Source organism: Acidimicrobiales bacterium, assembly GCA_016794585.1.
GTDB lineage: Bacteria > Actinomycetota > Acidimicrobiia > Acidimicrobiales > DATDAH01 > JAEUJM01.
Genome location: JAEUJM010000046.1, coordinates 31,732 through 56,542, shown reverse-complemented (window position 1 = coordinate 56,542; position 24,811 = coordinate 31,732). Strand labels below are relative to the sequence as shown.

The following is a 24,811-nucleotide window of genomic DNA, read 5'->3' as shown; positions in this document are numbered from 1 at the left end:
GGTGGCGCGCATCGATCCCCTCAGGTCCTCGGACGACCCCGTCGGCCAGAAGATCATCGAAGGGGCCAGATCGACCGGCTCCGCGTCACCCGCCAACCTCTTCGGCACCCTCGCCTACCACCCCGACCTGTCCCGCCGAGCCCTGCGTCTCGGGCGGGTCTTCCTCTTCGAGGGGACCCTCGACCCCCGCGTCCGCGAGATCGCCATCCTGCGCACCGCGTGGCGCACCGAGGCCGAGTACGAGTGGGGCCAGCACACCCTGCTCGGGCGTGAGGTCGGCCTCGACGACCGTCACATCACCGAGCTGCGCACACCGGCACTGGTGGGCGAGTGGACCGACCACGAGCGGGCGGTGGTCGACGCCGTGGACGAGCTGTGCGCCCACGACAAGATCAGCCAGGACACGTGGATCGCCCTCGCGGCCACGTGGGCCGAGCCCGAGCTCGTCGAGCTGACCCTGCTCGTCGGCTACTACCGGATGCTGGCGGGGCTCATGAACTCGGTCGAGGTCGAGCTGGACGAGGGCGTGCCGGGCTGGACCGGCTGAGCCGCCCTCCGACCACCCGTTCCCAGAGGCGCCCGAGGGCGCCGGCCAGGCCGTCCTGGTAGACGATGGCCACCACGATCAGCACCACCCCGTTGAGGGCGAACTGGTACTGCGAAGTGGCGTCGCCGCCGGTGAGCTCGGTGACGAGCCCGCCCTGGGTCAGCGCGCCGGCGAGCAGGGCGCCGGCGATGCTGGCCACGCCGCCGATGTAGGTGACGGCCAGGTAGCCGAGCGACTGGAAGACGGTGAAGCTGCTCACCGACAGGTTCTGGCGCTGGTAGGCGAGCAGCGAGCCGGCGAGGCCCACGAGGAACGACGACACCGCGAACGCGGCCAGCTTGGCCCGGGCGACGTCGACGCCGGCGGCGGACGCGGCCCGTTCGTTGGCCCGCACGGCCAGCCAGCGCAGGCCGGTGGGGCTGCGGCGCAGCGCGGCCACGAAGATCCCGCAGGCGGCGACCACGGCGAGGCACAGGAGGCCGAAGGCCGGACGGGGATAGGCGTCGCCGCGGGCGGAGATCCCGAGGTCGATGCCGAACAGGGTGGGCTCGGGGACGGTGCTGCCCCCCAGGCCGCCGGTGAACCAGTCCCACTTGAAGATCAGCTCCTCGATGGCGACCGCGGCGGCGAGGGTGACGATGGCCAGGTTGAGGCCGCGCACGCGCACGGCAGGCAGCCCGGCGAGCGCGCCGACCCCGGCGGCGATGAGCGCCCCCAGGAGGGGGGCGATGGGGAACGGCACCCCGAAGTCGTTGGTGAGCTTGACCATGGAGAAGGCGGCCACGCCGGCGAAGGCGAGGGGCGCGAGCGAGATCTGGCCGACGTAGCCCGTGAGCACCACGATCGAGAGGCACACGAGGGTGGCGATGGTGGTGGTGATGATGGCGGCGCGGGCGTCGCTGCCGAGGGTGAGCAGGCCGAGGGCGGTGACGGCCACGAGCACCGCCGCGGTGCGGCCCACGGCGACCGGGCGTGGCGAGCGGGGGAACCGGCCCACCGAGAGGGTGCCGCGCGTGGGCAGGGTCTGGCCCCGCACGGCCATGGTGACGAGGATGACCACCAGCGGCAGGCCCTGCTGGAGGCCCACGTCGGGGAGCCACGTCCAGTCACCCTGGAGCTTGACCAGGCCGGACTGTGCCACCCCGATGGCGACGCCGGCGGCGGCGGTGATGACGAAGGACTCGAACCCGCCGACGAGGGCGGCGGCGAGCGCCGGCACGATGAGGAAGGCGACCTCGGCGGGCGAGAGGCGCACGACGCCGGCCCCCGACACGAGGATCACCGCCCCGCCGGCGAGGGCGCCGGCGATCATCCAGTTGAGGGTGCCGACCCAGTCGGGGGAGACCCCGAGGAGCAGGGCGCCCTTCTCGTTCTCGGCGGCGGCCCGGGTGCTGAGGCCGAAGCGCGTCCAGCGGTACAGGGCCGAGAGGCCCAGCGTGGCGGCGACGGTCAGCCCGAGCAGCCAGAGGCGGTCCTGGGGGATGGTGGTCCCGAGGACCCGGACCACCCGGGCGGGCAGGACGTGCTCGGTGGTCCCGCCCGTGGCCGCGCTCGAGCCGCCGAAGCGGATGCCGGCGAGCGCCAGCAGGTAGAGCAGGAGGCCGAGCGACGCGACCACCCGGGCCAGCGCCGGCGCGTGGCGCAGCGCCCGGAAGATCAGCAGGTAGACGATGAGGCCGGCGCCGGCGCCGAGCACGAGGCAGATGGCGAGCGCCGTCACCTCGGTGGGGACGTTGGTGGTGAGGCCCGTCGCCTCGTCGGTGTGCACCGGGAAGAGGCCGACCCGCTCGGGCAGGCCCAGGATGGGCAGGACGAGGTCGCCGGTGCGCCGCAGCTCGAAGTAGGCGAAGGCCACGTACATGCCGAGGGCGGCGTGGGCGAAGTTGACCACGCCGGAGGCGCGGTAGGCGACCACCAGGCCGAGGGCCAGGCTGGCGATGACCGACCCGGCGCCGAGGCCGAGCAGGAGCTGGTCACCCATCGGCGGCCAGGATCTCGGGCACGGGCACCCAGCCGTCCGACACCTCGTGGAGGGCGCCGTCGCGCTGCTCGACCAGCACCTGCTGGGGTGCGCACAGCGACGGAAGGCCGGGCACCTGGGGGGTGGCGCAGGTGTAGGGGTGGCCGTTGAAGCTCGGGGTGTCGACCGAGGCCCGGAAGTCATCGATGATGGTCGCGGGCGACAGGTCGTCGGCCCCGATCCGGGTCATCACCGCGTAGAGGTTCATGAGGCCCCGGAACGACACGGTGCCCGCACCGGCCGGGGCCAGCCCGTCGGCGTACTTGAGGATGGCCAGGGCGTAGAGGGCGCCGTCGACCGCCGCGGTGCTGTCCTCCTCGGTGTCGATCTGGCCCTCGATGTTGAAGATGCGGCCCTCGGTGGCCTCGCGACCCGCCTCGGCGATGATCGAGGGGGCGGCGCAGGAGCCCACCAGGAACAGGGGGGCCGTGATGCCGAGGTCCCGGGCGCCCTGCATCGCAGGCACGCAGGAGGTGTCGGCGGCGCCGAGGAGGATCGCGTCCGGGTCGCCCTGGTTGGCCTCCTGGAGGACGGGCAGGAAGTCGGTGGTCGACAGCCCGAAGGCCACCTCGCTCACCTCGTCGACGCCGAGGTTCTCGGCGACGGTGACCCCGTAGTCCTGTGCGGCGGTCTGGATGGGCGGGTACTCGGCGTAGACGACGGCGATGTGCTCGGCCTCGAGGACCTCGGCGGCGTACCAGGCGAACGCGGTGAACGCCCCGGGCGTGCCGCCGCTGAACTGGAACGAGATCGGGCTGCGCTCTTCGTCGAGGTTGATGGGGATGCCCCCGACGTAGGGCAGCTCGTTCTGCTCGAGGATGGGGATGGAGCCGTTCGAGGTGATGTCGATGCCGCCGAGCACCGCCACCACCTCGTCTCGCACCATCTGCTGAGCGCACGCCTGCGAGCGCTCGACCGAGAAGTTGGTGATGCAGGGGCGCAGCTCGAGGGGTCGGCCGTCCACGCCGCCGAGCTCGGTGTTGATCCACTCGACGCCGGCCTCGACCGCGAGTCGCAGCTCGGGGAACGAGCCGAGGGGCGTGTCCTCCTGGTTGATCATGCCGATGCGGATCGGGGTGCCCGTGGCCTCGGCGGTCTCGTCGGGCACGGTGCCGAAGCTGGCCTCCCGCCCCCCGTAGCCCTCGATGACGGCCCCGTCGGGGGCGGTGGTGGGGATGGTGTCACCGGTGGCGTTGGATGCCGGCGGGCCGGTGGCCGAGCGCTGCACGGTCTCGGTGCAGGCGGCGGCCGCGGTGGCGGTCAGGGCGACGAGCGCGACGACGACCAGCGCCGCCCGCGTGCGTGCCGCTCGGATCACCCCGGTCCCCCCGATGTGGTTGCTTGGTTAACAGCGTTCAGTACGGGACGTTACCCGGTCCGACGCACCCCCAAGGGTGTCACGCCCTGCGCAAGCTGGCGGACAGGTGGTGCTGGAGCGGTTGGCCCACCGCGGCCATGCGCAGCGTGTATGTCAGATGGTCACCGTCGACCTCGATGGTGCGCTCGACTGCCGTGACCTCCTTGGCCGTGGGCGTCAGCGCCACGACGGTGCTGGCGAGGTCGATGCGCCCGCCGATGACGGTGCCCACCGCGATCTCGGTGACCCCGGTGGGATGGGCGAGGGAGAGCTCGACGCCGTCGGCGCCGAAGGGGCGGAGGTAGCCCATCTCGGCGTGCAGCGGGCGGCCGTCGTCGGCGTGGCGGGTGCGCTGGGTGTAGGCGAGGAAGGGCTTGCCCACTTGCCAGAAGCGCACCTCCTCGTGGTACCCGAACGACTCGATGGTGGGGTACACGCCCTCGCCCTCCCCGACCCAGTCCCCGAGGAGGAAGGCGAGGGTCTCGAGCTCGGCCGGCAGACCGGGGGCGTCCATCGCCGCCACGGTAGTGGCGGCGGCAGGGGAGTGGGTCAGGCCCAGAACCAGTCCTCGAAGTGCTCGACGCCGTCGGGGTGGGCGCGGCTGCGGGAGGTGGCGGGGAACCAGGCGAGCTCGCGGCCGGCGCCGTAGGGGGCACGGGCCGAGCGGCAGTGGACGCCGCGGAGGCCGGCGGCCTTTGCCTGCACGCCGATGGGCTGGCAGCGGTCGTGGCCGACGAGGCGACCGTCGGCGTCGGTCGGGTAACCCCGCGGGAGGCCGACGGCGGCGACGCCGGCGGGGGTGTGGACGTCGGCCACCTGCTGGCGGCGGGGGAGGCGGGCGCCGACGAGCACGGGCGCCGCCTCGGGAAGGAGGTCCTCCGGGCCGTACGGCTTGCCGGCGAGGAACAGCTGGAGGTTGATGCGGGCGGTGACGACGTCCTCATTCAGGTAGAGCGTCGGGTGGCTGCCCAGGGGGTTCCAGCGCCCGCCTGCTTCAGCGGCGTACGACGGGTCGAGCGGGTCGGCCCAGGAGGGATCCGCGAGGCGCAGCCACCGGTGCCCGTCGGCGAGCGGCTCGGTGTGCACCTATACGTGGGCCCGGGAGACGTCGAACATGGCCCGGACGTGGGCCAGGGCGAGGGCGGGGTCGTCGGCCACGAGCTCGAGGAGGGTGCGGCCGCCGGCGTCGTCGAAGGGCCGGCGCACCACCGCGGGGATGCGGTCGGGGCGGAGGAAGCGCAGGAGGAGGTCCGTGGCGGCGGCGAGGTCGCCGACGGCGGTGAGCCGATCCGCGGGGACACCGTCCCGGGTCCACTTGAGGATCGCCTGCCGCGTCACCCCGAAGAGGCGGGCGGCGTCGGCCTTGGAGAGCGACCAGACCGCGAGGACGCGCTGGAGCTCACCGCCCGAGCGCCGGCGCCCGATCGCGGTCTGGAACCGGTCCATCCAGTCGTCGTCGGACGCATGGGCGTCGGTGATCCGGGCCGCGAGGATCTCGGGTTCGAGGTCGAGGCGAGCGGCCGTGCTCATGACCGCAACCTATCGTCAACCGCAACCGTTTGTAAACCGAGTGGATCAGAGCGAGCGGGCGAGGCCGGCGAGGAAGGCGGTGACCCGGGCGGGGTCGGCGAGGAAGGGAGAGTGGTCGGTGTCCCACTCGACGGCGTCGGTGCACCGGTCGGCGAGGATGCGCTGGAGGCCCGGGTGCACGGCGTTGTCCCGGGCGCAGATCACGTAGGTGGACGGGCGCTCCCGCCAGGCCACCCGGGTGGGCGACTGGCCCATGTTGAGCAGCGGCTGCGGCGTGAGTCGGGCGGTGGCCGCCGCCGCGACCTCGGGCGGGCACTCGTTGTAGAACATGGCGGCCGCGCCGTCGTCGCTGATCACGGCCGAGCCGTCGTCGAGCATGGAGAGCACCTCCATGGGCTCGGGGCGCCCGGTGTGGTCGATGTCTGCGGTGCGCGGGTCGTCGAGCGCCGCCTCGAGCATGGTCTCGCCCTCGTCCAGGTTCAGGGCGGCCAGGTAGACGAGGTGGGCGACGCTCGGGTGCACGCCCGCCTCGGTGATGACGGCGCCGCCGTAGGAGTGCCCGACGAGCAGGACGGGGTCGTCCTCCACGGTGGCGAGGGCGTCGAGGGCGGCGGTGACCCGGGCGGCGTCCCCGTACAGGTCGGTGAGAGGCATGGTGTCGTCCCCGTGCCCGGGAAGGTCGACCGCGTCGGCGGTGACCCCCTCGGCTCGCAGGCCCTCGACCACCGCGTCCCAGCACCAGGCGCCGTGCCACGCCCCGTGCACCAGCACCACCCGTGCGCTCATGGCCCGACGGTAGTGCGTGCCCCTGTGGCAGGCTCCCCGACGTGAGGGTGCACCTGGTGGACGGGACCTACGAGCTGTTCCGGTACTTCTACGCCCTGCCGTCGCGGGTCAATGACGACGGCATGGAGGTCGCCGCCGCCCGGGGGGTGGTCGGCTCGATGCTCCAGATGCTCGAAGAGGGCGCCACCCACGTGGCCATCGCCACCGACCACGTCATCGAGTCGTTCCGCAACGACCTCTACGCCGGCTACAAGGACGGCTCGGGCGTCGATCCGGTGCTGTTCGCCCAGTTCCCCCTGCTCGAAGAGGCGCTGGACGCGGCGGGTTTCACGGTGTGGGCCATGGTCGAGTTCGAGGCGGACGACGCTCTCGGCGCCGGGGCCGTGATGGCCGCGGCCGATCCTCGGGTCGAGCAGGTGCTGATCTGCACGCCGGACAAGGACCTCGGCCAGTGCGTCACCGACGACGCCCGCATCGTCCAATACGACCGGCGCAAGCAACTCTTGGTGGACCGCGCCGGCGTCATCGAGAAGTTCGGCGTGCCCCCCGAGTCCATCCCGGACTACCTGGCGCTCGTCGGCGACAGCGCCGACGGCTTCCCAGGCCTCGCCGGGTGGGGGGCGAAGTCCGCGGCGGCGGTGCTGGCCCGGTATGAACACCTCGAGGACATCCCGCCGGCCGCCGGCCAGTGGGACATCACGGTGCGCGGCGGCGCCAAGCTGGCCGCCACCCTCCAGCGTGAGTACGAGGAGGCGCTGCTGTTCCGGCGCATCGCCACCATCGAGACCGACGCGCCGGTCTCGGCCTCGGTCGACGAGCTCGAGTGGATGGGGCCCTCACCGGCCTTCGTCCAGGTCTGCGAGCGTCTCGACGCCCCCAACTTCGTTCGCCGCGCCGAGCGCATTGTCGCTGGACGCACCTGAGGCCGGACCGGCGGCCGAAGGGGCGCCGGCATCGGGCGGGGGCGGGGCGAAGGGTCGCCTCGCCGCGCTGCGCGCCGTCCCGGTCGCCCCGTGGTCGGCGGTCTCGCCCAGGAGCGTGGCCCTTGTCGTGGCGCTGGTCCTGCTGCGCGCCGCCTTCTACGCGCTCCGGGGCGCGGGCTTCTTCCAGGACGACTTCCACTTCGTCTACGACACGCAGGTCCACGGCTGGTTCGGGTCGGTCCAGGGCGCGCACAAGCTGGAGAGCCGCCCCGGTATGTGGCTGCACTTCAACGTGCTCTACGGCCTTGCCGGGGACCACCCGCTGGTGCTGTTCGCCCTCGTCACCTTCCTCAACGTGGTGGCGGCGGTGCTGCTCTACCTGGTGCTCGTGCGCCTCCTGCCCGGGCGCCTGCCGCTCGCCGTCACCGTGGTGTGGGTCGCGGTGGCCAACCACACCTCCCTGACCGTCTGGGGCGCCTCCTCCCAGGCCCTGATGTCGGTGCTGTTGCTCCTGGCGGGCGTGCTGTGCCTGACCGACGGGCGGTGGTTGCCCGCCGCCCTCTGCTTCGCCGCCTCGGTGCTCTGCTACCAGGTGACCATCCCCCTCGCCGTGGTGGCGGCGCTGCTCGTCCCCTCGGCCCGCCCCCTCACCGAGGCGGCCCGTCTTCGGGTGGTCGCCGCCGTGGGCCTGGCCGCCGTGTGGCTCATCACCCACCCGACCTACCCCACCGAGCTGCGCGTCCCCGACGTCGGGCTGCTGTGGTCGGCGCACTTCGGCACCGGTCTGTTCGGGACCGTGGGGCCGCCGACGTGGCTCCGCGACGGCGTGGCCGTCCTCGTGCTCGTGGGCGTGATCCTGTGCGTGGTGGCCTGGCTACGCGGTGCCCGATCGTGGCAGGAGGGGCCCTCCCTCGTCCTGGCGGGGCTGGCGGTCTGGGGCCTTGGGCTCGCGTACCTCGTGTCGACCCCCGACTTCGTCGATGTCGGGGACCACGGTTGGGTCGACCGGCTGTACGCGGCGTCGTCGCTGGGCTCGGCGATGGTGCTGGTCGGCATCGGGGTGTTCGTCTGGCGCCGCCAGCGCATGGTGGCGCTGGTGGGAGCGGGCGCGTTCGCCGCGCTGTGCCTGTATGGGCAGGCCGTCGCGCTCGGATCGTGGAGCGACGCCGGTCAGGACGTGGTGGCGCTGATGGACGAGCTGGGGCGGGCGGTCGAGGATCCCGGCGCCACCTCGTTCGCCGTGGGCCCGTCGCTGCCGCCCCGCAACGGCGTCTACTCCCTCGAGACGGTCTCGGCCACGTACGCGCTCTTTCTCGCCCACGGCGATCGCGGGGGCAGCGTGTTCATCGCCAACCACCCCGACGAGTTCGACTTCCGGGTCCGGGAGGAGGCACGCGTGCCGATCGAGTGGCCGGCCTTCCTCGACGTCCCGGTCGACACGCTGCCGTCGCTCGGGAGCATCGGCCTGGCGGACCAGGGCCCGGGCGGCCTCTACCTCGACGGCTGGGCGGTGCAGCCCGGTGGGCGGGGCCCGGCCGACGTCGACGTGTACGTGGACGGCGGCGACGAGCCCTGGGCGACCATGACCGACGTCGACCTGCCTCGGGAGGATCTCGAACTGGTCCGGGGCTTCGGCGCCGACCACGGGTTCGCCCAGGTCGTCACGGGACCGCCGCTCGCCGAGGGGGAGCGCTCGGTGTGCCTCCGGGTCGCGGGGGTGCCGGGCGACGATGCCGAGATCGGGTGCGCCGCGGTGACCGTCCGCTCGGAGCCCTGGGTCGAGATCGTCTCGGCGGAGCCGGTCGCCGACGGCGTGCAGCTCATCGGCTGGGCCATCGACCCGGACACCGCCGACCCCACCCAGGTGGTGGCCAGCGTCGACGGGGGCCCGGAGGTGGACCTGGGCCTGGTGGCGAACGAGCGCGGCGACGTCAACGGCACCCACCCGGGCTACGGCCCCTTCCACGGGTTCGACCTCATCCTGCCGGCGGGTCCCGGGCCCCACCAGGTCTGCGCGGTGGGCGTGCGCCCCGACGGCTCCCGGGGCCGCGCCACCTGCGTCGACGTCCCGGGCTGACCGCCGGGCACCCGACCGCGACCAGGCGTACGCTCGCACCCATGAGGCGCGGCGTGCGGTGGTTGGTCCTGGGGGTGGCGTTGACGGCACTGGCCTTGGCCGGGGAGGGGGCCCCGTTCGCCGGGGCGGCACCGGCCCAGGCCGGCCCGGAGAGCACGGCCGACTGGGTGCAGGTGAGCAGCGGCTACTACCACTCGTGCGGCGTCCGCGACACCGGTCGCCTCTACTGCTGGGGTGAGGGGAACCGGGGGCAGCTCGGCAACGGCGGGACGAGCCCAGTCGCCGTCCCCACGCAGGTGGCGGGGAACGCCACCGACTGGCGGTCGGTGAGCGCCGGCAGCAAGTGGACGTGCGCCATCAAGACCAACGGCACCCTGTGGTGCTTCGGGCGCGACGACTTCGGCCAGCTCGGCAACGGGCCCGGCGGCGGCGACGTGCTGACGCCGGTTCAGATCGGGTCGGCGACGGACTGGAAGTCGGTCAGCGCCGGCCTGGGCGAGACGACCTGCGGACGGCGGGCCAACAAGCGCATCTACTGCTGGGGCCGGGACAACAACGGCCAGGTCGGCAACGGCCCCGGTGGCTTCGGCAACGTGGAGTCGCCGACGGCCGTGGGCACCAACGCCGACTGGACGATGGTCAGCACCGGTGGGTACCACACCTGCGGGCGGCGCTCGAACGGCCGCCTGTACTGCTGGGGTGACGACCAGGACGGGGCGGTCGGTGACGGCGGGGGCTTGCCGGGGACGGACCGCTCGGTCCCCACGCAGGTCGCAGGCGCCCGCACGGACTGGACGAGCGTGGCCTCGGGGATCACCCACTCGTGCGCCCGGCGATCGTCGGGGCGCCTCTTCTGCTGGGGCAGCGACATCTTCGGGGGCATCGGCAACGGGCCGCCCAACGACAACTCGGCCGTGTCGGCTCCCGTGCAGGTGGCGGGGGGCGCCACGGACTGGAAGGCCGTCTACGCCGGCTCGTACGTCACCTGCGCCACGAAGACCACTGGTCGCCTCTACTGCTGGGGCGATGACGTCGATGGTCAGAACGGCGTCGGGACCCTCGCCGGCGGCGGTCGTCGCTCCTCGCCGGCGCAAGTGGCGGGGGGCGCCACGGACTGGAAGGGCGCCACCATCGGCAACCTGCACGTCTGCGGGCGGCGCGCCACCAACCGCATCTACTGCTGGGGCGACGGCTTCTTCGGCCAGCGCGGCGACGGCCTCTCCGGTCAGCCCGGCAACGCGCCCCAGCCCACCCCGACCGAGGTGTCGTAGCGCCGGCTCACTCGGCGGCCGGGTCCTTCTTGGCGCGGCTGGGCGCCACCCGGGGCGGCTCGTTGGGCATCTTCGGGTAGACGGGCGGCCACGGCGCGTCCATGAGGCCGGCGGCCATGTCCTGCTCGGACATCGCCAGCAGCGCCTCGATCGACTGCGGGGCGCCGTACATCGCCGCCCACGGGTCCCCCTCGGCCTCGACCTTCGGGGGGACGGTGGCCATGGTGAGCTGATCGGGGTCGACGCCGTCGACCTCGTCCCACGTGATGGGCGTGGACACCTGGCCGCCCACCCTCGGCCGCACCGACCAGGCCCCGAACACGGTCTTGTGGGGGGCGTTCTGGTTGAAATCGATGAAGACGCGGGCGCCGCGCTCCTCCTTCCACCACTGGGCGGTGATGCGCTCGGGGTGGCGGCGCTCGAGCTCGCGGGCGAGGGCCACGGCGGCGGCGCGCACCTCGTAGGCCGTCCAACGGGGCTCGAGCAGGGCGTAGAGGTGCAGGCCCCGGTTGCCCGTGGTCTTCACGTGGACGTCGATGCCGAGCTCGTCGAGGAAGGCCTTCACCTGGTGGGCCGTCCAGCAGATGTCGGCGAAGTCGACGCCGGGGGACGGGTCGAGGTCGATGCGGAGCTGGTCGGAGATGTCGACGTCGGTGGCCAGCGCCGGCCAGAGGTGGAGGCCGATGCACCCGAGGTTCACCGCCCACAGCACGTGGGCCAGGTCGGTGAGGACGAGGGCGTCGCTCTCGGTGCCGTTGGGAGTGGAGACCGTGGTGGTGTCGAGCCAGTCGGGGCGCGAGTCGGGCACCCGCTTCTGGAAGAACGACTTGCCCTTCACCCCGTTGGGGAAGCGCTGCATCAGCGCCGGCCGCCCGCCGACCGCCGCCATGAGGGGCCCCTCGATGGCCACGTAGAAGTCGACGAGATCGCCCTTCGTGGCCCCGCTGCCGGGGAAGTACACCTTGTCGCCGTTGGTCACGGTGACCTCGTGGCCGTCCCGTTCGATGGTGCGCGCTCCGGCGTCGGGTGTCCCCACCGAGCCGACGGTAGTCGGGGCCGATTCCTTCAGGACGGCCCTCATCAGTACGATGAGTCCCAACATGACCGCTCCTGTAGACGCGGCAGTCGGACGCGTTGGCAGGATGTGGATCCTCATCCTCTGCGGGTACTCGCTGCTGCGCGCCGTGCTCGCCTGGCCGATCCTCGCCCGCTACGGGATCAACCCGGCCGCCTTCCTCTTCCTCGACGTCGTCACCGCGTACCCCCTGGCCCTCGGCCAGGTGCGCATCGTGGCGGCGTTCCGCGCCCAGGACTTCGCCGCCGCCCAGCGCTGGTGCGGGGTGGCCGGCGCCGCCTTCCTGACGCCCTACGCCTACCTCTTCCTCGCCGGCCACGCGGAGATGCCGGTCTACGCCTCGGTGGCCCTGGGCGCCCTGGTGGCGGTCATGGCCACGGCGTCGATCCTGCGGGTGCGCCAGCAGTGCCTCGGCTGCGACCCCGTGCCGGCGGTCGACCTGGCCTTCGCCGACGACTGAGGCGACTGATCAGCCGCCCAGCACCTCGCCCACCTGGACGGGTGGGGGCAGCTCGAGCTGGTCGAAGGTGCAGCTGGCCGGCTCGCGGTCGGGGCGCCAGCGGAGGAACTGGGTGACGCCGGGGCGGAAGCGGCCGTCGAGCACGCCGCCGTACTTCACCTCGCACACCAGCTCGGCCCGCAGCGGGTGCCAGGAGAGGTCCTTTCCGGCGTTCCAGCGGCTGAGGCCGCCGGCGACCTTGCCGGCCTCGCTGGCGTTGGTCATGTGCTCGACCCACTCCTGCCAGGGGTGGCCGGTGGTGGCGTCGACCTCGTAGGGCGCCAGCTCGTCGGTGAGCTCGACCCGGCGCTTGGCCGTGAAGCTGGCGGCGACGCCGACGTGGCTGAGCTCGGGCGTGCCGTCGTCGCCGTCGACCCAGAGGCCGAGGAGCAGCGAGCCGATGCCGTCGCCGCTCTTGTGGACCCGATAGCCCGCAACCACGCAGTCGGCGGTGCGCTGGTGCTTCACCTTGAACTGCACCCGCTTGTCGCTGACGTACAGGCCGTCGGTGGGCTTGGCCATGACCCCGTCGAGGCCGGCGCCCTCGAAGCGCTGGAACCAGTCCTCGGCCTCGTCGCGCTCGGTCGTGGTGCGGGTGAGGTGGATGGGGGCGGTGGCGTCGGCGAGGGCGTTCTCCAGCTGGGCCCGCCGGCGGAAGAAGGGCTGGCCGGTGAGGTCCTTGTCGCCCAGGGCGAGCAGGTCGAAGGCCACGAAGCTGGCCGGCGTCTCCTCGGCCAGGCGGTTGATGCGGGACTCGGCGGGGTGGATGCGCTGCTGGAGCTGGTCGAACTCGAGGCGCTCGGGGCCGACCAGCACGATCTCGCCGTCGACCACACAGCGGTCGGGCAGCTGGGCCAGCAGCGGCGGTAGCAGCTCGGGGAAGTAGCGGGTCAGCGGGCGCTCGTTACGGCTGCCCAGCTCGATCTGGTCGCCGTCCTTGAACACGATGCAGCGGAAGCCGTCCCACTTGGGCTCGAAGGCGTAGTCCCCCTCGGGGAGCTGGTCGATGCCGGCCACCGCCTTGGCGAGCATGGGCTTGACGGGAGGGTTGAGCGGGAGGGCCATCGGGGCCGCAGCGTAGGGAACGGTTGGGGCGGCCGCGGCGAACACCGCTAGCTTTCGCTGCGATGGCCAACACACCCACCGCCGCGTACTCCGTCCGCATCAGGGTCCGTCTCGACAACGTGCCCGGCTCGCTGGGGCGCCTCGCGGTAGCCATCGGCGAGGTCGGCGGGAACATCGCCGGCATCGGGGGGTTCGAGGCCAAGGGCCCGATCCTCGACGAGAACATCAACGTCAACTGCCGCGACGAGGCCCACCAGGAAGAGGTCCGCCGCCACATGGAGGGCCTCGAGGGCGTCGAGGTCATCGAGTTCGTGGACCGCACCTTCGAGCTGCACGAGGGCGGCAAGATCGAGGTGCTGCCCCTGCTGCCCGTGGGCGACAAGGACGACCTGTCCATGGCCTACACGCCGGGCGTGGCCCGGGTGTGCAACGAGATCGCCAAGGACCGCTCGCAGGCCCACCACCTGACCATCAAGAAGAACACCGTGGCCATCGTCACCGACGGCACCGCCGTGCTGGGCCTGGGCGACATCGGCCCGGAGGCGGCGCTCCCGGTGATGGAGGGCAAGGCCCTGCTGTTCAAGGAGTTCGCCGGCGTCGACGCCTTCCCGGTCTGCCTCAAGGTGAGCGGCCCCGACGAGATCGTCGAGACCGTCGAGCGCATCGCCCCCGTCTACGGCGGCATCAACCTCGAGGACATCGCCGCCCCGGCCTGCTTCGAGGTCGAGGAGCGCCTCAAGAAGAGCCTCGACATCCCGGTGTTCCACGACGACCAGCACGGCACCGCCGTGGTCGTGCTCGCCGCCCTCGAGAACGCCCTCAAGCTCACCGGCAAGAAGATGGCCGACCTGTCGGTGGTCATCGCCGGCGTGGGCGCGGCGGGCGTGGCCGTCACCCAGATGCTGATGGAGTCGGGCGTGCAGGACGTCATCGGCGCCGACCGCCAGGGGATCATCTACGCCGGCCGGGACAACTTGAACGTGGCCAAGGAGAAGTTCGCCAAGGTCACGAACCCGGAGAAGCGCCAGGGCTCGATCCGTGACGCCATGGAGGGCGCCGACGTGTTCGTCGGCGTGAGCGGCCCCGGCATCATCGAGCCCGACGACCTGCGCCGCATGGCCGACGGGCCCATCGTGTTCGCCCTGGCCAACCCCGAGCCCGAGATCCGCCCCGAGCAGTGCCAGGGGATCGCCTCGGTCATCGCCACGGGGCGCAGCGACTTCCCGAACCAGATCAACAACGTGCTCGCCTTCCCGGGCATCTTCCGGGGCGCGCTCGACGCCGGCGCCACGACCATCACGGAGAACATGAAGCTGGCCGCCGCCGACGCCATCGCCGCCGGCGTGCCCGCCGACGAGCTCTCGCCCACCAACATCGTGCCGTCGGTGTTCGACAAGCACGTGGTGGAGCTGGTGGCCAAGGCGGTCGCCGAGGCCGCCCGCCGCGACGGCGTCATCCGCAAGTACTGACCGGCGCCCACACGCCGAAGTCGAGGCAAGAGCGCGCGCTCGGCGCGCGCTATTGCCTCGGGAATGACGGGTGCCGGCTGCTAGGGATGACGTGATGCCCGACTCGCAGCGCTTCGACGCGGTCACGTTCGACTACTGGAACACGCTCATGCGCATCCCGCCGGAGGCGCAGTGGGACCGCCGTGTCGACGTCTACACCGACCTGCTCATCGCGGAAGGGCATGACGTCACCCGCGACCGCCTCGAGGCGGCCTTCGACGCCATGCGCGTCCTGCACGAGCAGGCGTGGATCGACAACCGCCAGCACGGCGCCGCCGAGGCGGTCGCGGACGTGCTCGCCGAGCTCGGCGTCACGCCGGCGCCGACCGTGGTGGATCAGCTCGTCGAGCTGACCGTCACCCACGGCCGCAGCGAGGACGTGGTCCCCACCGACGGCATCGGCGAGGCGCTCGCCGCGCTGCATGACGCCGGCCTGCGCATCGGCATCATCTGCGACGTCGGCATCACCGGGTCGCCCCGCCTGCGGGAACACCTCGTGCACTATGGCCTGCTCGGGTACTTCGACCACTGGTCCTTCTCCGACGAGGTGGGCGTCTACAAGCCCCACGGCGCCATCTTCGCCCACGCCCTCGCCGGCGTCGGTGTGGACGACCCGGCCCGGGCAGCCCACGTGGGCGACCTGCGCCGCACCGACGCCGGCGGGGCGAAGGCGGCGGGCATGACCGCCGTCCGCTACCAGGGCGTGTGGGACGACCCCGACCACGCGTCGCCCGACGCCGACCACGTCATCGACCACCACGCCGAGCTGGCGGCGCTGCTGCTCGATTGACCGCGAGAGGTGGAGGCGAGAGCGGTCGGATTCCGGACGCTGTCGCCTCCACCTCGGTTCGGGGCGGCGGTGCGCTCAGTCGAACGTGAGCAGGCTGTCGCGCTGGAGGAAGATCCCGTTCCAGAGGCGGGCGTCCTCGGTGGGGAACGTGGCGGTGACGAGGGTGCCGTCGACCTCGATCTCGCCGGCGCCCAGGGCGTCGGACCACGGTCGGCCGTTGGCGCTCGACTCGCCGTCGGCCACGAGGGCGGCGAGCGCGTCGGCGTTGGCCTGCGCGGTGGCCTCGTCGGGGTTGGCGTAGACGAGCAGCAGCCGGGGCCCGCCGTCGACCACGGCGGCGCCGCTCGCCACCGCGTCGTAGGGCTCGAGCTCTCCGCCGCCGGCGAACAGCTCTGCGTCCGCGGTGAGCACCGCGCTGTACGCGCCCAGGTCGTCGAGGGCCGCCGCCATCGGGCCGAGCTCGGGGTCGTCAGCCAGCGAGGGGGCGTCGCCCGCGAAGGTGGCCAGCGCCTGCTCCATGCCCTCGGTGGTGCGGGTCCAGTAGGCGAGCCCGGCCTCCTCGTCCACGAACAGGCGGGCCGACTCGCCGAGGCGGCGGACGGTGGACAGGCCCTCGGGGTCGATGGACCCGTCCTCGCCCCACGAGTAGTAGGTGAGTCCGTCGTACTCCACCTCCACGAGCTGGTCGCTCCAGGTGGGGTCGCTGTGCACGGCCTCGTCGATCTCAGCGGCGTCGAAGTCGGCGAAGAAGGCCTGGAGGTGGTTCGGGGGCTGGCCGGCGCTGACGTCGCCCGTCAGGTCGACCGGCGCCCAGCCCAGCTCGGTGCGCCAGGCGTCGTCCTCGATGGCCGTCTGCTGCACGAGCTCGGCGGGGGCGACCGCCACGGGCGAGTCCTCGAGGCCGGAGATGGTGCTGAAGTAGTCGCCCAGGGCGAGGTCGTCGGCGTCGGCCCCTGGCGCGGTCACGCCGGCAGCGTCCGCGGCGGCGGCGATGTCGTTGACCACGACGAAGTCGGTGGCGCCGTCGGTGAGGGGCACGACCGAGAGCGCTCCCTCGATGCCGGAGGTGCCGTCGGACCCACCGGCGCCGCCGCCGGGATCATCCCCGCCGTCGACTCCGGAGCCGCAGGCGGCGGCCAGCAGGAGTGCGCCGCAGAGCAGGACCCCGCTGGTGGATCGTCGCATCCCGCGCAGCCTACGAGGGCCGCAGCAGGGGAGGGACGAAGTGGTGGTCGGGACCGGCGTCGATCCGGTGACCTCGCGCTTTTCAGGCGCGCGCTCTGCCAACTGAGCTACCCGACCGTGAACTTGGGTGTTGCTGGCGGTCCCGACGGGATTTGAACCCGCGACCTCCGCCTTGACAGGGCGGCGTGCACTCCAAACTGCACCACGGGACCGTGAAGCACCCGACTCCCGAGGTCACCCCCGTCGGCCGGACGGTAGAGCGTACCCGCGCGGGGCCCCGCTCCGGAAAATTGATGGGTCCGGCGGGTGGGTCACCCCTCGACGAAGGCCAGCATCGGCTCGTCGAGGGACAGGGCGTTGCGGTCGAGGTAGACGAACAGGGTGGCGTCGGTGGTCGGGTCGTGCAGGACCCGGGTGGACGAGCCGGGGATGTCGCCGTTGAGCCCCCAACGCGTGAAGTCCTGGTCGGGCGGGCAGCCCTCGAAGATGCAGGCGCCGTCGGCGGTCACGCCGGCCACGCCCAGGCCGTAGCCGCCCGGCCCGATCTCGGTCATGGCCGAGACGTCGACCCCACCGATCCGCTGCTCGCGGAGGACGGCGTGGCGCCAGGTGAGGAGGTCGTCGAGGGTGGAGACGGCACCGGCGGCCGGCGCCGCCACCGTGCGCCACGGCTCCATGTCGAACGCCGTGGTCGGCAACGGGTCGAGCTCGGGCTCGAGCTCGTAGAGGCCCGGGAGGGGCTCGGCGTCACCGGGAGCCCGCGGCGGGTACCAGGTGTGGTCCATGCCCAGTGGCTCGAACAGGCGCTCCTGGAGGACGGCACCCACGTCCTCGTCCGTCGCGGCCTTGACGACGGCGCCGGCGACGACGTAGTTGAGGTTGCTGTAGGTGGCGGAGGCCCCGGGCTCGTCCACGGGAGCGATGTCGCGGGTGGCGGCGAGCACCTCGTCGAGGGAGAGGGCGCCGCCCCGCTGGACCAGCTCGAGGTAGTGGGAGCCGGTGCCGTCCTCCTCGCCGTCGCCGGGGTTGCCGAAGGGCCCGAGCCCGCTGGTGTGGTCGAGGAGCTGGCTGACCGTGATGTCCTCGCCGCCGGGCCAGTCGACGTAGGTGGCGACGGGGGCGTCGAGTTCGACCGTGCCGTCGGCGTCGAGCAGGACGAGGGCGGCGGCGACGAAGGACTTGGTGATGGAGGCCACGTGGAAGGCATCGTCGGCCTGCACGTCCTCGCCGACGGTCACGACCACCGGGTCCTCGTCGCCGTCGGCCCACGCGACGATCGCCCGTTGGGAGCGGGTGTCGGTCACCAGCTCGTCGGCGAAGGCCTGGAGCTCGGCCTCGGTCACCGACCTCGACGCGACGATGGGCGCGGTCGTCGTGGCGGTGGCGGACCCCTCGGAGTCGTCGGCCGTCTCGCTGCCGCCCCCGCAGCCGCCCGCGACGAGCGCGAGCACGAGGCCGACGACGAGGACGGGGACCCAGGGTCGGTGCACGCGGGACATTCGTGCGGCTGTGGGTCGCGGATCACCCGAGGAAAGCGACACAGTGTCGATAACATGACGACATGTTGTCGACATCTCTGGAGCGCACCAGTGTTCTTCGCCTGGCGTGACCTCCTCCGCTCGTGGCGCCGCTTCGTCCTCGTGGGCGTGGTGGTGGCGCTGGTGGCCATCCTCTCCACCGTCCTCGCCGGCCTCGCCGACGGGCTCGTCCGTGACGGGACGTCGGGCCTGCGGGCCCTACCCCTCGACCACCTGGCCTTCGCCCCCGGCTCCCAGTCGGTGTTCAGCCGCTCGACCCTCGACGGCGACGCCCTCGCCGCCTGGGAGGACGTGCCCGGGGCCGAGGTCTCGCCGGTCGGCGTGTCCTTCGTGAACGCCGCGCCGGTCGATGAGGGCCCGAGCCTCGACCTGGCCCTGTTCGGGGTCCCGGCCGACAGCTTCCTCGTCGAGCGAGCCGAGGCCCAGGAGGCACTGGCCGGCGAGCCCGGCCTGGTGCTCGCCTCCGAGCTCCAGGAGGACGGCGTCGAGGTGGGCGACGAGTACCGCCTCGCCGGCACCGACGAGACCCTCCCGGTCCTCGGCTTCACCTTCGCCGGCTCGTACGGGCACGTCCCCCTCGCCTACACGTCGCTCGACACATGGCAGGCGGTCACCTTCGGCAACGACCCCCGTGGGCGCTTCTCGGCCCTCGGCCTCGACCTCTCCGACGTCCCGCCCGGCACCGATCTCACCGCGGTGGACGCCGCCGCCGGCACCGAGACGGTGACCAAGGCCGAGGCCTACAACGGCTCGCCGGGGTTCACCGCCGAGACCGCCACCATGTCGCTCATCCGGGGCTTCCTCGTCGTCATCTCGGCGCTGGTCGTCGGCGCCTTCTTCACGGTCCTGGCCGTGCAGCGCACCCGCCAGATCGGCCTGCTGAAGGCCATGGGCGCGTCCAGCCGCTACGTGCTGGTCGACGCCGTGGGCCAGATGCTCGTGGTCGTGGCGCTCGCCACCGCCGCGGGGACGGCACTCGGCGCGGCCGTCACCGCCCTTCTGGCGGGCGGCGCCGCCCCCATCGACCTCACCCTGTCCGGGACGCTGTCGACGGCGCTGGTGCTGGTGGTGGCCGGGCTCATCGGGTCGGTCATCCCCTTCCGACGCATCACCAAGGTCGAGCCCGCCATCGCGCTGGGGGTGGAGCCATGAGTATGCGCCCCGGCCTCGTCCTCGACCGCGTGACCTACGCCGTGCCCGACGGCGACGGCACCCGCGTGCTGCTCGACGCCGTCGATCTCACCGTCGCCCCCGGCGAGGTCGTGGTGGTCACCGGACCGTCGGGCTCGGGGAAGTCCACGCTGCTGGCCATCGCCGGCCTCCTGCGCCGACCTCAGGCGGGCGAGGTCCACGTCGGTGGTGAAGCCACCGCCGCGCTCAGCGAGCGCCGGCGCACCCGGGTCCGGGGCGACCACGTCGGCGTCGTCTACCAGTCGGCCAACCTGCTGGCGGCACTCACCGCTCGTGAGCAGCTCGAGCTGGTCGGCCACGTCAACGGCGTCGGGCGCGCTGACCGACGCCGGGGGGCCGATGCCCTGCTCGACGACGTGGGCCTCGCCGGCGCCGCCGGTCGGGTGCCCGCCCACCTCTCCGGTGGCGAGCGCCAGCGCATCGGCATCGCCCGTGCGCTTATGGCCGAGCCGTCGGTCCTGCTGGCCGACGAGCCCACGGCGTCGCTCGACCCCGCCCTCGGTGTCGAGGTCGTGCGCCTGCTGGCCGATGAGGCGCACCGGCGGGGGGTCGCCACCCTCATCGTCACCCACGACCGGGACCTGCTCGGCGCCGCCGACCGCCACCTCCACCTCGATCGGGGCGTGCTGATCGAACAGCCGCCAGACTGAGGCCGTGCCCCGCATCCAGGCCGACAGCGTCGCCGAGCACGTCGCCCGCCAGGAGGCGGCCGTGTTCGATGCCGCGCTGCGCCTGTTCGTCGAGCGGGGCTACGCCGCCGTCAGCCTGGGGGACATCGCCACCGAGGTCGGCCTGGCCCGCAACTCGCTCTACCGGTACTTCCCCGACAAGGCCCACATCCTGCTGCGGTGGTTCCGGGCCGAGCTGCCGGCGCAGGTCGAGCGGGCCGCCGAGGTGCTCGGCGGCGAGGGCCCGCCCCGAACCCGCATCGAGGCCTGGGTGGAGGACCAGCTCGACTACGCCCGCCAGCCCGAGCACGACCTGATCGTGGCGCTGGCCGAGGCGGCCGGCGACCTCGAGCCCGACGAGCTGGCCGAGCTGGCCGACAGCCACCGCCAGGTGCTGGCCCCCCTCGACGCGGCGTTGGTCGAAGCGGGCGTCACCGACGCCGACGAGCGGGGTGCGGTGGCCGACCTCATCGGCGGCCTGGTGATCGCTGCCGGCCAGCGAGAGGCGCGCCTGGGCGCGGCCGACCCCGAGGTGCGCGCCCAGATCGGCAGAGCCCTCGACGGCCTGCTCGGCGGCGGCGGTCCTGGCGGCGCTGGGTAGCGTTCGGCCATGGCGTTCAAGGGCTGGCCGGCGGAGGCGCTCGACTTCTACGAGGGCCTCGAGGCGGACAACACCAAGACCTACTGGAACGAGCACAAGGCCTTCTACGACGAGCAGGTGAAGGGCCCGATGGTCGCCCTGCTCGACGAGCTGGCCCCCGAGTTCGGCGAGGGCAAGGTGTTCCGGCCGTACCGAGACGTGCGCTTCAGCGCCGACAAGACGCCGTACAAGACCAACATCGGCGCCATGGTCGGCACCTACGGCTACGCCCACCTGGGCGCCGACGGCCTCGCCGCCGGCCGGGGCTACTACGTGATGGCCAAGGACCAGCTCGACCGCTACCGCCGCTCGGTGGCGGCCGACGCCACCGGCAGCGCCCTCGAGGACGTGATCTCGACGCTGGCGAAGAACGGCTACGAGGTCACCGCCCACGACACCCTCAAGACCGCGCCCCGGGGCTACCCCAAGGACCACCCCCGCATCGAGCTGCTCCGGTACAAGGGCCTGGCGGCGTGGAAGCAGTGGGAGCCGGCGGCGTGGCTCGGCACCGCCAAGGCCAAGGACCGACTCCTCGCCTTCTACCGTGCCGCCCAACCCCTCCAGGACTGGCTCGACACCCACGTCGGCCCCACCGAGCTCGAGGACCCCCGCCGGCGCTGATCGAAGCCAGTCAGACCTCGATCGGTGCGAGGTCGAGCTCTCGGTCGGCCGCACGGATGGTCACGTCGAACCATCGGAAGAACCCTTCCTGGCCGAGCAGGTGGTAGGGCCAGGGCCACGGCTCGCAGAAGCTGATCGGGGCTTCCCAGGCGATCGGCCCGATCTCCAGCCGGAGGGTGGCGGTCCGGGCCAGGAGGTGCTGGCCGCCGACGGCGATCGCTTCGGGCCGCAGATCCTCGAGGTCGAGTCCGGCTTCGTCGGCGACCCATCGGCCGAACCGGTTGTGCAGCGCCCCTGTGTCACACAGGGCGACGACGTCCACGACGTCCTCGTGCTCGACCGCGACGTCGAGCACCGGCCGGGGCACGAACCCGGTGCTGCCCGGTAGGCCCCGGAACGGGTAGGTCACCAACCGAACGCACCGATGTCGTTGCCCGGATCCTCGGGCACGCGGAAGATGGTGCCACGGAGCCCCATGGCCTTGAGCGCCCGGCGCACGGCATGAGGATCGGGTCCGGACGCCAGGACCTCGGTCCAATCCCGATCGACGGCCACGTGCTCCCCGCGATACGGCCGCAGAAGGTCCGCCTCAGCGGCCAAGCGCTCATCCGCAGCCGCCGTCGGTGCCGGGGACGCCGACACCGTCGGTGGGGAGCCGACCCGCCCGACGGTGAAGTGCAGTCGTTCGAGGACGCTCCGGGCCTGCGTGGTGATGAACGCCGAGCGGTCGAGGCCGGTGACCACGGCGATGACCTGCTTCGGTGGGTAGCGCCGCCCGTTGACGATGGCGTAGTGGTCCCGGAGCGGCTCAGGGGCGACGCCTTCCAGTGCACGTTCGACCTGGGACGTGGTCAGGTCGAACGGGTGGCGGGCGATCGTGGCGTGCACCGCGGGCATGTTCTTACTGTGTTCCTATCGCGCCGCCCGGTCAAGGACGTACGGGGTGCGTGTGCTCAGAAGCGCCAGCGGGTGGCGCCGCCGGGCTCGGTGGTGCGCAGGGCCATGGCCGACGTGGGCCTCACCCGGTAGAGGGCCCAGGGTGGTGATCCGGCGGACGGGGCGCTGAAGTCGGCGGTGAGGCGGGTGCCCGACTCGTCGACCCGGCAGGGCCAGCCGTCGGCGGCGTAGCGGGCGGCGAGGTCGGCGACGAGGTCCGGGTCCTCGACGAGCTCGGCCGTCCCCTCGGCCACGAGATCGAACGCCTCGGCGGCGACGCTCAGGGTGCAGCGGGGGTCGCGGGCGAGGTTGCGGCCCTTGCGGGTGGTCTCCCCGGTCTCGAACCAGAAGGCGCCGTGCACCCAGAGCGCTCCGATACCGGTCACGTGCGGCTTGCCGTCGGCGTCGATGGTGGCCAGCCAGCAGGTGTGGCGGTCCGGGCCGCCGGAGCCGGGCGCCTGCGGGAGACCCTGCTCGAGGGCATCGGTGACGAAGCCCCAGTCCACGAGGGGCAGGTCGTAGAGGTCGGCGAGGTTGGTGGCGTCCATGCTGGTCGGACCGCCGCCGAGGCCCGAACTCATCGCGGGACCCCCGTGGAGGCGAGCGCCGCCGTGACCAGTGTGGCGACCTGGCGGCCGACGGTCGTCAGCAGGTCGGCGTCGCGGCGGGCCCTCGCCAGGATGAAGCCGCCCTGGAGCGCGGCAATTGCGGTCGTGGCGAGTTCCTCGGCGCGGTCAGCGGGGAGGCCGGCGTCCCCGAGGCGCCGGGCGGCGGCGGCGGTCCAAGCCCGGAACACGTCGTCGGTGGCGGCCCGCAGGTCGTCGTCGCTGCTGGCCACCTCGCCGGCGATGGTGCCGATGGGGCACACGTCGAGGTAGTCGCCGGCGGCGAGCACGTCGGCGGCGCCGGCGAAGAAGTCGACGAACCCTTGGGCCACGTCGGGGGCGGCGTCGGCGATGGCCTCGTACAGCTCGCCGTAGACGGCGCCCGACTCCCGGACCGCGGCGGCGGCCAGCTCGGGCTTGCCGCCGGGGAAGTGGTGGTAGAGCGAGCCCGCCGGGGCGCCGGCGGCGGCCAGCACGTCCTTCACCGAGGTGCCCCGGTAGCCCCGAGCGCGCATGGCCTCGTTGGCGGCGGTGACGAGGCGGTCGCGGGTCGTCGACGGCACGCCTTGCATCCTAGAACGGTCGTTCTATTAGAATGATCGTTCTAGGAGGTGGTCGCCGTGTACAAGGCCGCAGTGAGGGCGATGGTCCGCCGGGGGATCCGGGAGCTCAACGGGGGCGACCCCACGTTCCTCCTGAAGCTGGCGTCCCCCGACGCCGAGCTGTGCTTCCCCGGCGACAACTCCTGGGCGTCCATGTTCCGCCCGGTGGTGAAAGGTGCCGAGCCCCATGTCACCCACCAGGGACTCGACGAGTGCCGGGCCTTCGCCGACCGCTTCGCCGCCGAGGGGCTGTGCCTCGAGGTCGAGGACATCCTCGTCAACGGCCCCCCGTGGCGCACCCGGGTGGCGGTTCGGGCGTGGGACCACAGCCCCGACGGCACCTACACCAATCGGGCGGTGGCGTGGCTCGAGCTCCGCTGGGGCCGCCTCCAGCGCTGGGAGGACTACGAGGACACCGAGCGCGTGGCGGCGTGGGACCGTGCCCGGGAGGCGGCGCCGGCTTGACCGCGCTCGTTCTTTGGACCGTTGACCGCGCCAGGCGCGGTGAACGGTCCAAAGAATCGCGGCGTGTCGCCGTCAGCGGTCGGAGAGCGTCTCTTCCATGTCGCCGGTGGCGGGGACGCCGTCGGCGAGCGCGTAGCGGAGGCAGACGACCCCGTTGGGGCTGGCCTGGGGTGGTGTGACGAGGGTGAGGTTCGAGGGGACGGCGCCGCCGGCGAAGACCTGCTTGCCCTGGCCCAGCACGATGGGGTGGATCCAGAGGTCCAGGCGGTCGAACAGCTTCTCGCGCAGCAGGGTCTGCACGAGATCCATGCTCCCCACGACGGAGACGTGCTCGTGGCGGTCGCGCAGCGCCCGCACGTCACCCGGCAGGTCGGAAGCCCCGACCTGGTGGGAGTCGTCCCACGCCAGGTCGGGCGTTCCGCGGGACGCGACGTACTTCGGGATGCGGTTGAAGAGCGCGGCGAAGGGGTTGGCGTCGGGATCCTGGCGGGGCCAGTAGTCGGCGAACACGTCGAAGGTGCGCCGGCCGAGCAGCAGGGCGTCGGTGTGCTCGTAGGCGGCGCCGATCTGCTCGCCGCTGACGTCGTCGATCAACGGCGCCTGCCACCCTCCGAAGGCGAACTCGTCGTCGGTGTCTTCGTCGGGCCCGCCGGGCGCCTGCCCGACGAGGTCGAGGGTGGCGAACAGCTCGATCTGGATGATGCCCATGGCGGCGCTCCCGTGCGTCGGAGATCTCGGTCGCACGGAGGACGGCGGCCCGCCCCCGGACTCATCGGTGGAGCACCCCCAACGGGATTCGAACCCGTGTTACCGGCGTGAAAGGCCGGCGTCCTAGGCCGCTGGACGATGGGGGCGGGACCTGAGCGATTGCATGTGCGAGACCTCCGACGACGAAGGAACCGCACGCGATGC

At 72.7% G+C, this 24,811-nt stretch carries 27 protein-coding genes and 3 tRNA genes; 12 read left to right on the top strand and 18 right to left on the bottom strand.

Going from position 1 to position 24,811, the window contains the following annotated elements; translation table 11 throughout:
• The first annotated feature begins 1 nt into the window (after window position 1).
• A complete protein-coding gene (locus JNK12_23590; protein MBL8778932.1) occupies window positions 2-547 on the top strand; it encodes a carboxymuconolactone decarboxylase family protein in 546 nt (181 codons plus the stop codon).
• On the opposite strand, the gene JNK12_23585 is transcribed toward JNK12_23590, so the two are convergent.
• The 6 genes from JNK12_23585 to JNK12_23560 all read right to left on the bottom strand — a co-directional run bounded on the left by JNK12_23585 (window position 492) and on the right by JNK12_23560 (window position 6,240).
• Window positions 492-2,528 (bottom strand): ABC transporter permease, encoded by a 2,037-nt coding sequence (locus JNK12_23585; GenBank protein MBL8778931.1) that lies wholly within the window; start codon window positions 2,526-2,528, stop codon window positions 492-494. The two genes, JNK12_23590 and JNK12_23585, sit on opposite strands and share 56 nt — an antisense overlap.
• Window positions 2,521-3,885, bottom strand: coding sequence for an ABC transporter substrate-binding protein (locus JNK12_23580; GenBank protein ID MBL8778930.1), 1,365 nt, complete (start codon window positions 3,883-3,885; stop codon window positions 2,521-2,523). The genes JNK12_23585 and JNK12_23580 overlap by 8 nt, the downstream gene beginning before the upstream one ends.
• Window positions 3,886-3,964: 79 nt before the next feature.
• Window positions 3,965-4,438, bottom strand: a complete 474-nt coding sequence (locus JNK12_23575; GenBank protein MBL8778929.1) for an FABP family protein — start codon at window positions 4,436-4,438, stop codon at window positions 3,965-3,967.
• Window positions 4,439-4,473: 35 nt separating this feature from the next.
• Window positions 4,474-5,010 (bottom strand): hypothetical protein, encoded by a 537-nt coding sequence (locus JNK12_23570; protein ID MBL8778928.1) that lies wholly within the window; start codon window positions 5,008-5,010, stop codon window positions 4,474-4,476.
• On the bottom strand, window positions 5,011-5,454 hold the full coding sequence (locus JNK12_23565) for a hypothetical protein (GenBank protein ID MBL8778927.1): 444 nt from the start codon (window positions 5,452-5,454) through the stop codon (window positions 5,011-5,013).
• 45 nt (window positions 5,455-5,499) lie between these two features.
• Complete coding sequence (locus tag JNK12_23560; GenBank protein MBL8778926.1) at window positions 5,500-6,240, bottom strand: alpha/beta hydrolase; 741 nt, start codon at window positions 6,238-6,240, stop codon at window positions 5,500-5,502.
• Between the two features lie 41 nt (window positions 6,241-6,281).
• On the opposite strand from JNK12_23560, the gene JNK12_23555 reads away from it, so the two are divergent.
• The 3 genes from JNK12_23555 (at window position 6,282) to JNK12_23545 (ending at window position 10,511) form a co-directional block, all read left to right on the top strand.
• Entirely contained in the window at window positions 6,282-7,163 is an 882-nt protein-coding gene (locus tag JNK12_23555; GenBank protein ID MBL8778925.1) for a 5'-3' exonuclease, read from the top strand.
• Window positions 7,164-7,278: 115 nt separating this feature from the next.
• On the top strand, window positions 7,279-9,240 hold the full coding sequence (locus tag JNK12_23550; protein ID MBL8778924.1) for a hypothetical protein: 1,962 nt from the start codon (window positions 7,279-7,281) through the stop codon (window positions 9,238-9,240).
• A gap of 41 nt (window positions 9,241-9,281) precedes the next feature.
• The gene (locus JNK12_23545) at window positions 9,282-10,511 is read left to right on the top strand and encodes a hypothetical protein (GenBank protein MBL8778923.1); all 1,230 of its coding nucleotides are present in this window, start codon (window positions 9,282-9,284) and stop codon (window positions 10,509-10,511) included.
• Between the two features lie 7 nt (window positions 10,512-10,518).
• Here JNK12_23545 and ligD read toward each other — a convergent pair whose 3' ends face one another.
• Window positions 10,519-11,547, bottom strand: a complete 1,029-nt coding sequence (gene ligD / locus JNK12_23540; protein MBL8778922.1) for a non-homologous end-joining DNA ligase — start codon at window positions 11,545-11,547, stop codon at window positions 10,519-10,521.
• A gap of 106 nt (window positions 11,548-11,653) precedes the next feature.
• Between ligD and JNK12_23535 the strand changes: the two genes are divergently transcribed.
• The gene (locus JNK12_23535; protein MBL8778921.1) at window positions 11,654-12,046 is read left to right on the top strand and encodes a hypothetical protein; all 393 of its coding nucleotides are present in this window, start codon (window positions 11,654-11,656) and stop codon (window positions 12,044-12,046) included.
• Window positions 12,047-12,055: 9 nt separating this feature from the next.
• Here the strand turns inward: JNK12_23535 and JNK12_23530 are convergent, their stop codons facing one another.
• Window positions 12,056-13,150 carry an ATP-dependent DNA ligase gene (locus tag JNK12_23530; protein ID MBL8778920.1) on the bottom strand — a complete coding sequence of 365 codons (1,095 nt, stop codon included), beginning with the start codon at window positions 13,148-13,150 and terminating at the stop codon, window positions 12,056-12,058.
• A 62-nt stretch (window positions 13,151-13,212) separates the two neighbouring features.
• Between JNK12_23530 and JNK12_23525 the strand changes: the two genes are divergently transcribed.
• Both JNK12_23525 and JNK12_23520 read left to right on the top strand, forming a co-directional pair.
• The gene (locus JNK12_23525; protein MBL8778919.1) at window positions 13,213-14,619 is read left to right on the top strand and encodes an NAD-dependent malic enzyme; all 1,407 of its coding nucleotides are present in this window, start codon (window positions 13,213-13,215) and stop codon (window positions 14,617-14,619) included.
• Between the two features lie 94 nt (window positions 14,620-14,713).
• On the top strand, window positions 14,714-15,448 hold the full coding sequence (locus tag JNK12_23520) for an HAD-IA family hydrolase (protein MBL8778918.1): 735 nt from the start codon (window positions 14,714-14,716) through the stop codon (window positions 15,446-15,448).
• A 75-nt stretch (window positions 15,449-15,523) separates the two neighbouring features.
• On the opposite strand, the gene JNK12_23515 is transcribed toward JNK12_23520, so the two are convergent.
• The 4 genes from JNK12_23515 to JNK12_23500 form a co-directional block, all read right to left on the bottom strand.
• On the bottom strand, window positions 15,524-16,633 hold the full coding sequence (locus JNK12_23515) for a hypothetical protein (GenBank protein MBL8778917.1): 1,110 nt from the start codon (window positions 16,631-16,633) through the stop codon (window positions 15,524-15,526).
• 41 nt (window positions 16,634-16,674) lie between these two features.
• Window positions 16,675-16,750: transfer RNA gene (locus JNK12_23510), tRNA-Phe, on the bottom strand.
• A 17-nt stretch (window positions 16,751-16,767) separates the two neighbouring features.
• Window positions 16,768-16,845: transfer RNA gene (locus tag JNK12_23505), tRNA-Asp, on the bottom strand.
• A 99-nt stretch (window positions 16,846-16,944) separates the two neighbouring features.
• Window positions 16,945-18,123: a beta-lactamase family protein gene (locus tag JNK12_23500; GenBank protein MBL8778916.1), complete on the bottom strand. Its 1,179-nt coding sequence runs from the start codon at window positions 18,121-18,123 to the stop codon at window positions 16,945-16,947.
• Window positions 18,124-18,222: 99 nt separating this feature from the next.
• Between JNK12_23500 and JNK12_23495 the strand changes: the two genes are divergently transcribed.
• The 4 genes from JNK12_23495 to JNK12_23480 are packed head-to-tail and all read left to right on the top strand — an operon-like array spanning window position 18,223 to window position 21,291.
• On the top strand, window positions 18,223-19,323 hold the full coding sequence (locus tag JNK12_23495) for an ABC transporter permease (GenBank protein ID MBL8778915.1): 1,101 nt from the start codon (window positions 18,223-18,225) through the stop codon (window positions 19,321-19,323).
• Entirely contained in the window at window positions 19,320-20,012 is a 693-nt protein-coding gene (locus tag JNK12_23490) for an ABC transporter ATP-binding protein (GenBank protein ID MBL8778914.1), read from the top strand. The genes JNK12_23495 and JNK12_23490 overlap by 4 nt, the downstream gene beginning before the upstream one ends.
• Window positions 20,013-20,016: 4 nt before the next feature.
• Entirely contained in the window at window positions 20,017-20,631 is a 615-nt protein-coding gene (locus JNK12_23485) for a helix-turn-helix transcriptional regulator (GenBank protein ID MBL8778913.1), read from the top strand.
• A 9-nt stretch (window positions 20,632-20,640) separates the two neighbouring features.
• Window positions 20,641-21,291 carry a DUF2461 domain-containing protein gene (locus JNK12_23480; protein ID MBL8778912.1) on the top strand — a complete coding sequence of 217 codons (651 nt, stop codon included), beginning with the start codon at window positions 20,641-20,643 and terminating at the stop codon, window positions 21,289-21,291.
• A 10-nt stretch (window positions 21,292-21,301) separates the two neighbouring features.
• On the opposite strand, the gene JNK12_23475 is transcribed toward JNK12_23480, so the two are convergent.
• The 4 genes from JNK12_23475 to JNK12_23460 are packed head-to-tail and all read right to left on the bottom strand — an operon-like array spanning window position 21,302 to window position 23,395.
• Window positions 21,302-21,700: a hypothetical protein gene (locus JNK12_23475; GenBank protein ID MBL8778911.1), complete on the bottom strand. Its 399-nt coding sequence runs from the start codon at window positions 21,698-21,700 to the stop codon at window positions 21,302-21,304.
• Entirely contained in the window at window positions 21,697-22,188 is a 492-nt protein-coding gene (locus JNK12_23470) for a hypothetical protein (GenBank protein MBL8778910.1), read from the bottom strand. Before JNK12_23470 ends, JNK12_23475 begins: the two co-directional genes overlap by 4 nt.
• 56 nt (window positions 22,189-22,244) lie before the next feature.
• Window positions 22,245-22,808, bottom strand: coding sequence for a pyridoxamine 5'-phosphate oxidase family protein (locus JNK12_23465; GenBank protein ID MBL8778909.1), 564 nt, complete (start codon window positions 22,806-22,808; stop codon window positions 22,245-22,247).
• A complete protein-coding gene (locus JNK12_23460) occupies window positions 22,805-23,395 on the bottom strand; it encodes a TetR/AcrR family transcriptional regulator (protein ID MBL8778908.1) in 591 nt (196 codons plus the stop codon). The genes JNK12_23465 and JNK12_23460 overlap by 4 nt, the downstream gene beginning before the upstream one ends.
• Window positions 23,396-23,452: 57 nt before the next feature.
• On the opposite strand from JNK12_23460, the gene JNK12_23455 reads away from it, so the two are divergent.
• Entirely contained in the window at window positions 23,453-23,899 is a 447-nt protein-coding gene (locus tag JNK12_23455) for a nuclear transport factor 2 family protein (protein MBL8778907.1), read from the top strand.
• Between the two features lie 72 nt (window positions 23,900-23,971).
• Here JNK12_23455 and JNK12_23450 read toward each other — a convergent pair whose 3' ends face one another.
• Window positions 23,972-24,607, bottom strand: coding sequence for a dihydrofolate reductase family protein (locus JNK12_23450; GenBank protein MBL8778906.1), 636 nt, complete (start codon window positions 24,605-24,607; stop codon window positions 23,972-23,974).
• Between the two features lie 73 nt (window positions 24,608-24,680).
• Window positions 24,681-24,753, bottom strand: a tRNA-Glu gene (locus JNK12_23445).
• Between the last annotated feature and the right edge of the window lie 58 nt (window positions 24,754-24,811).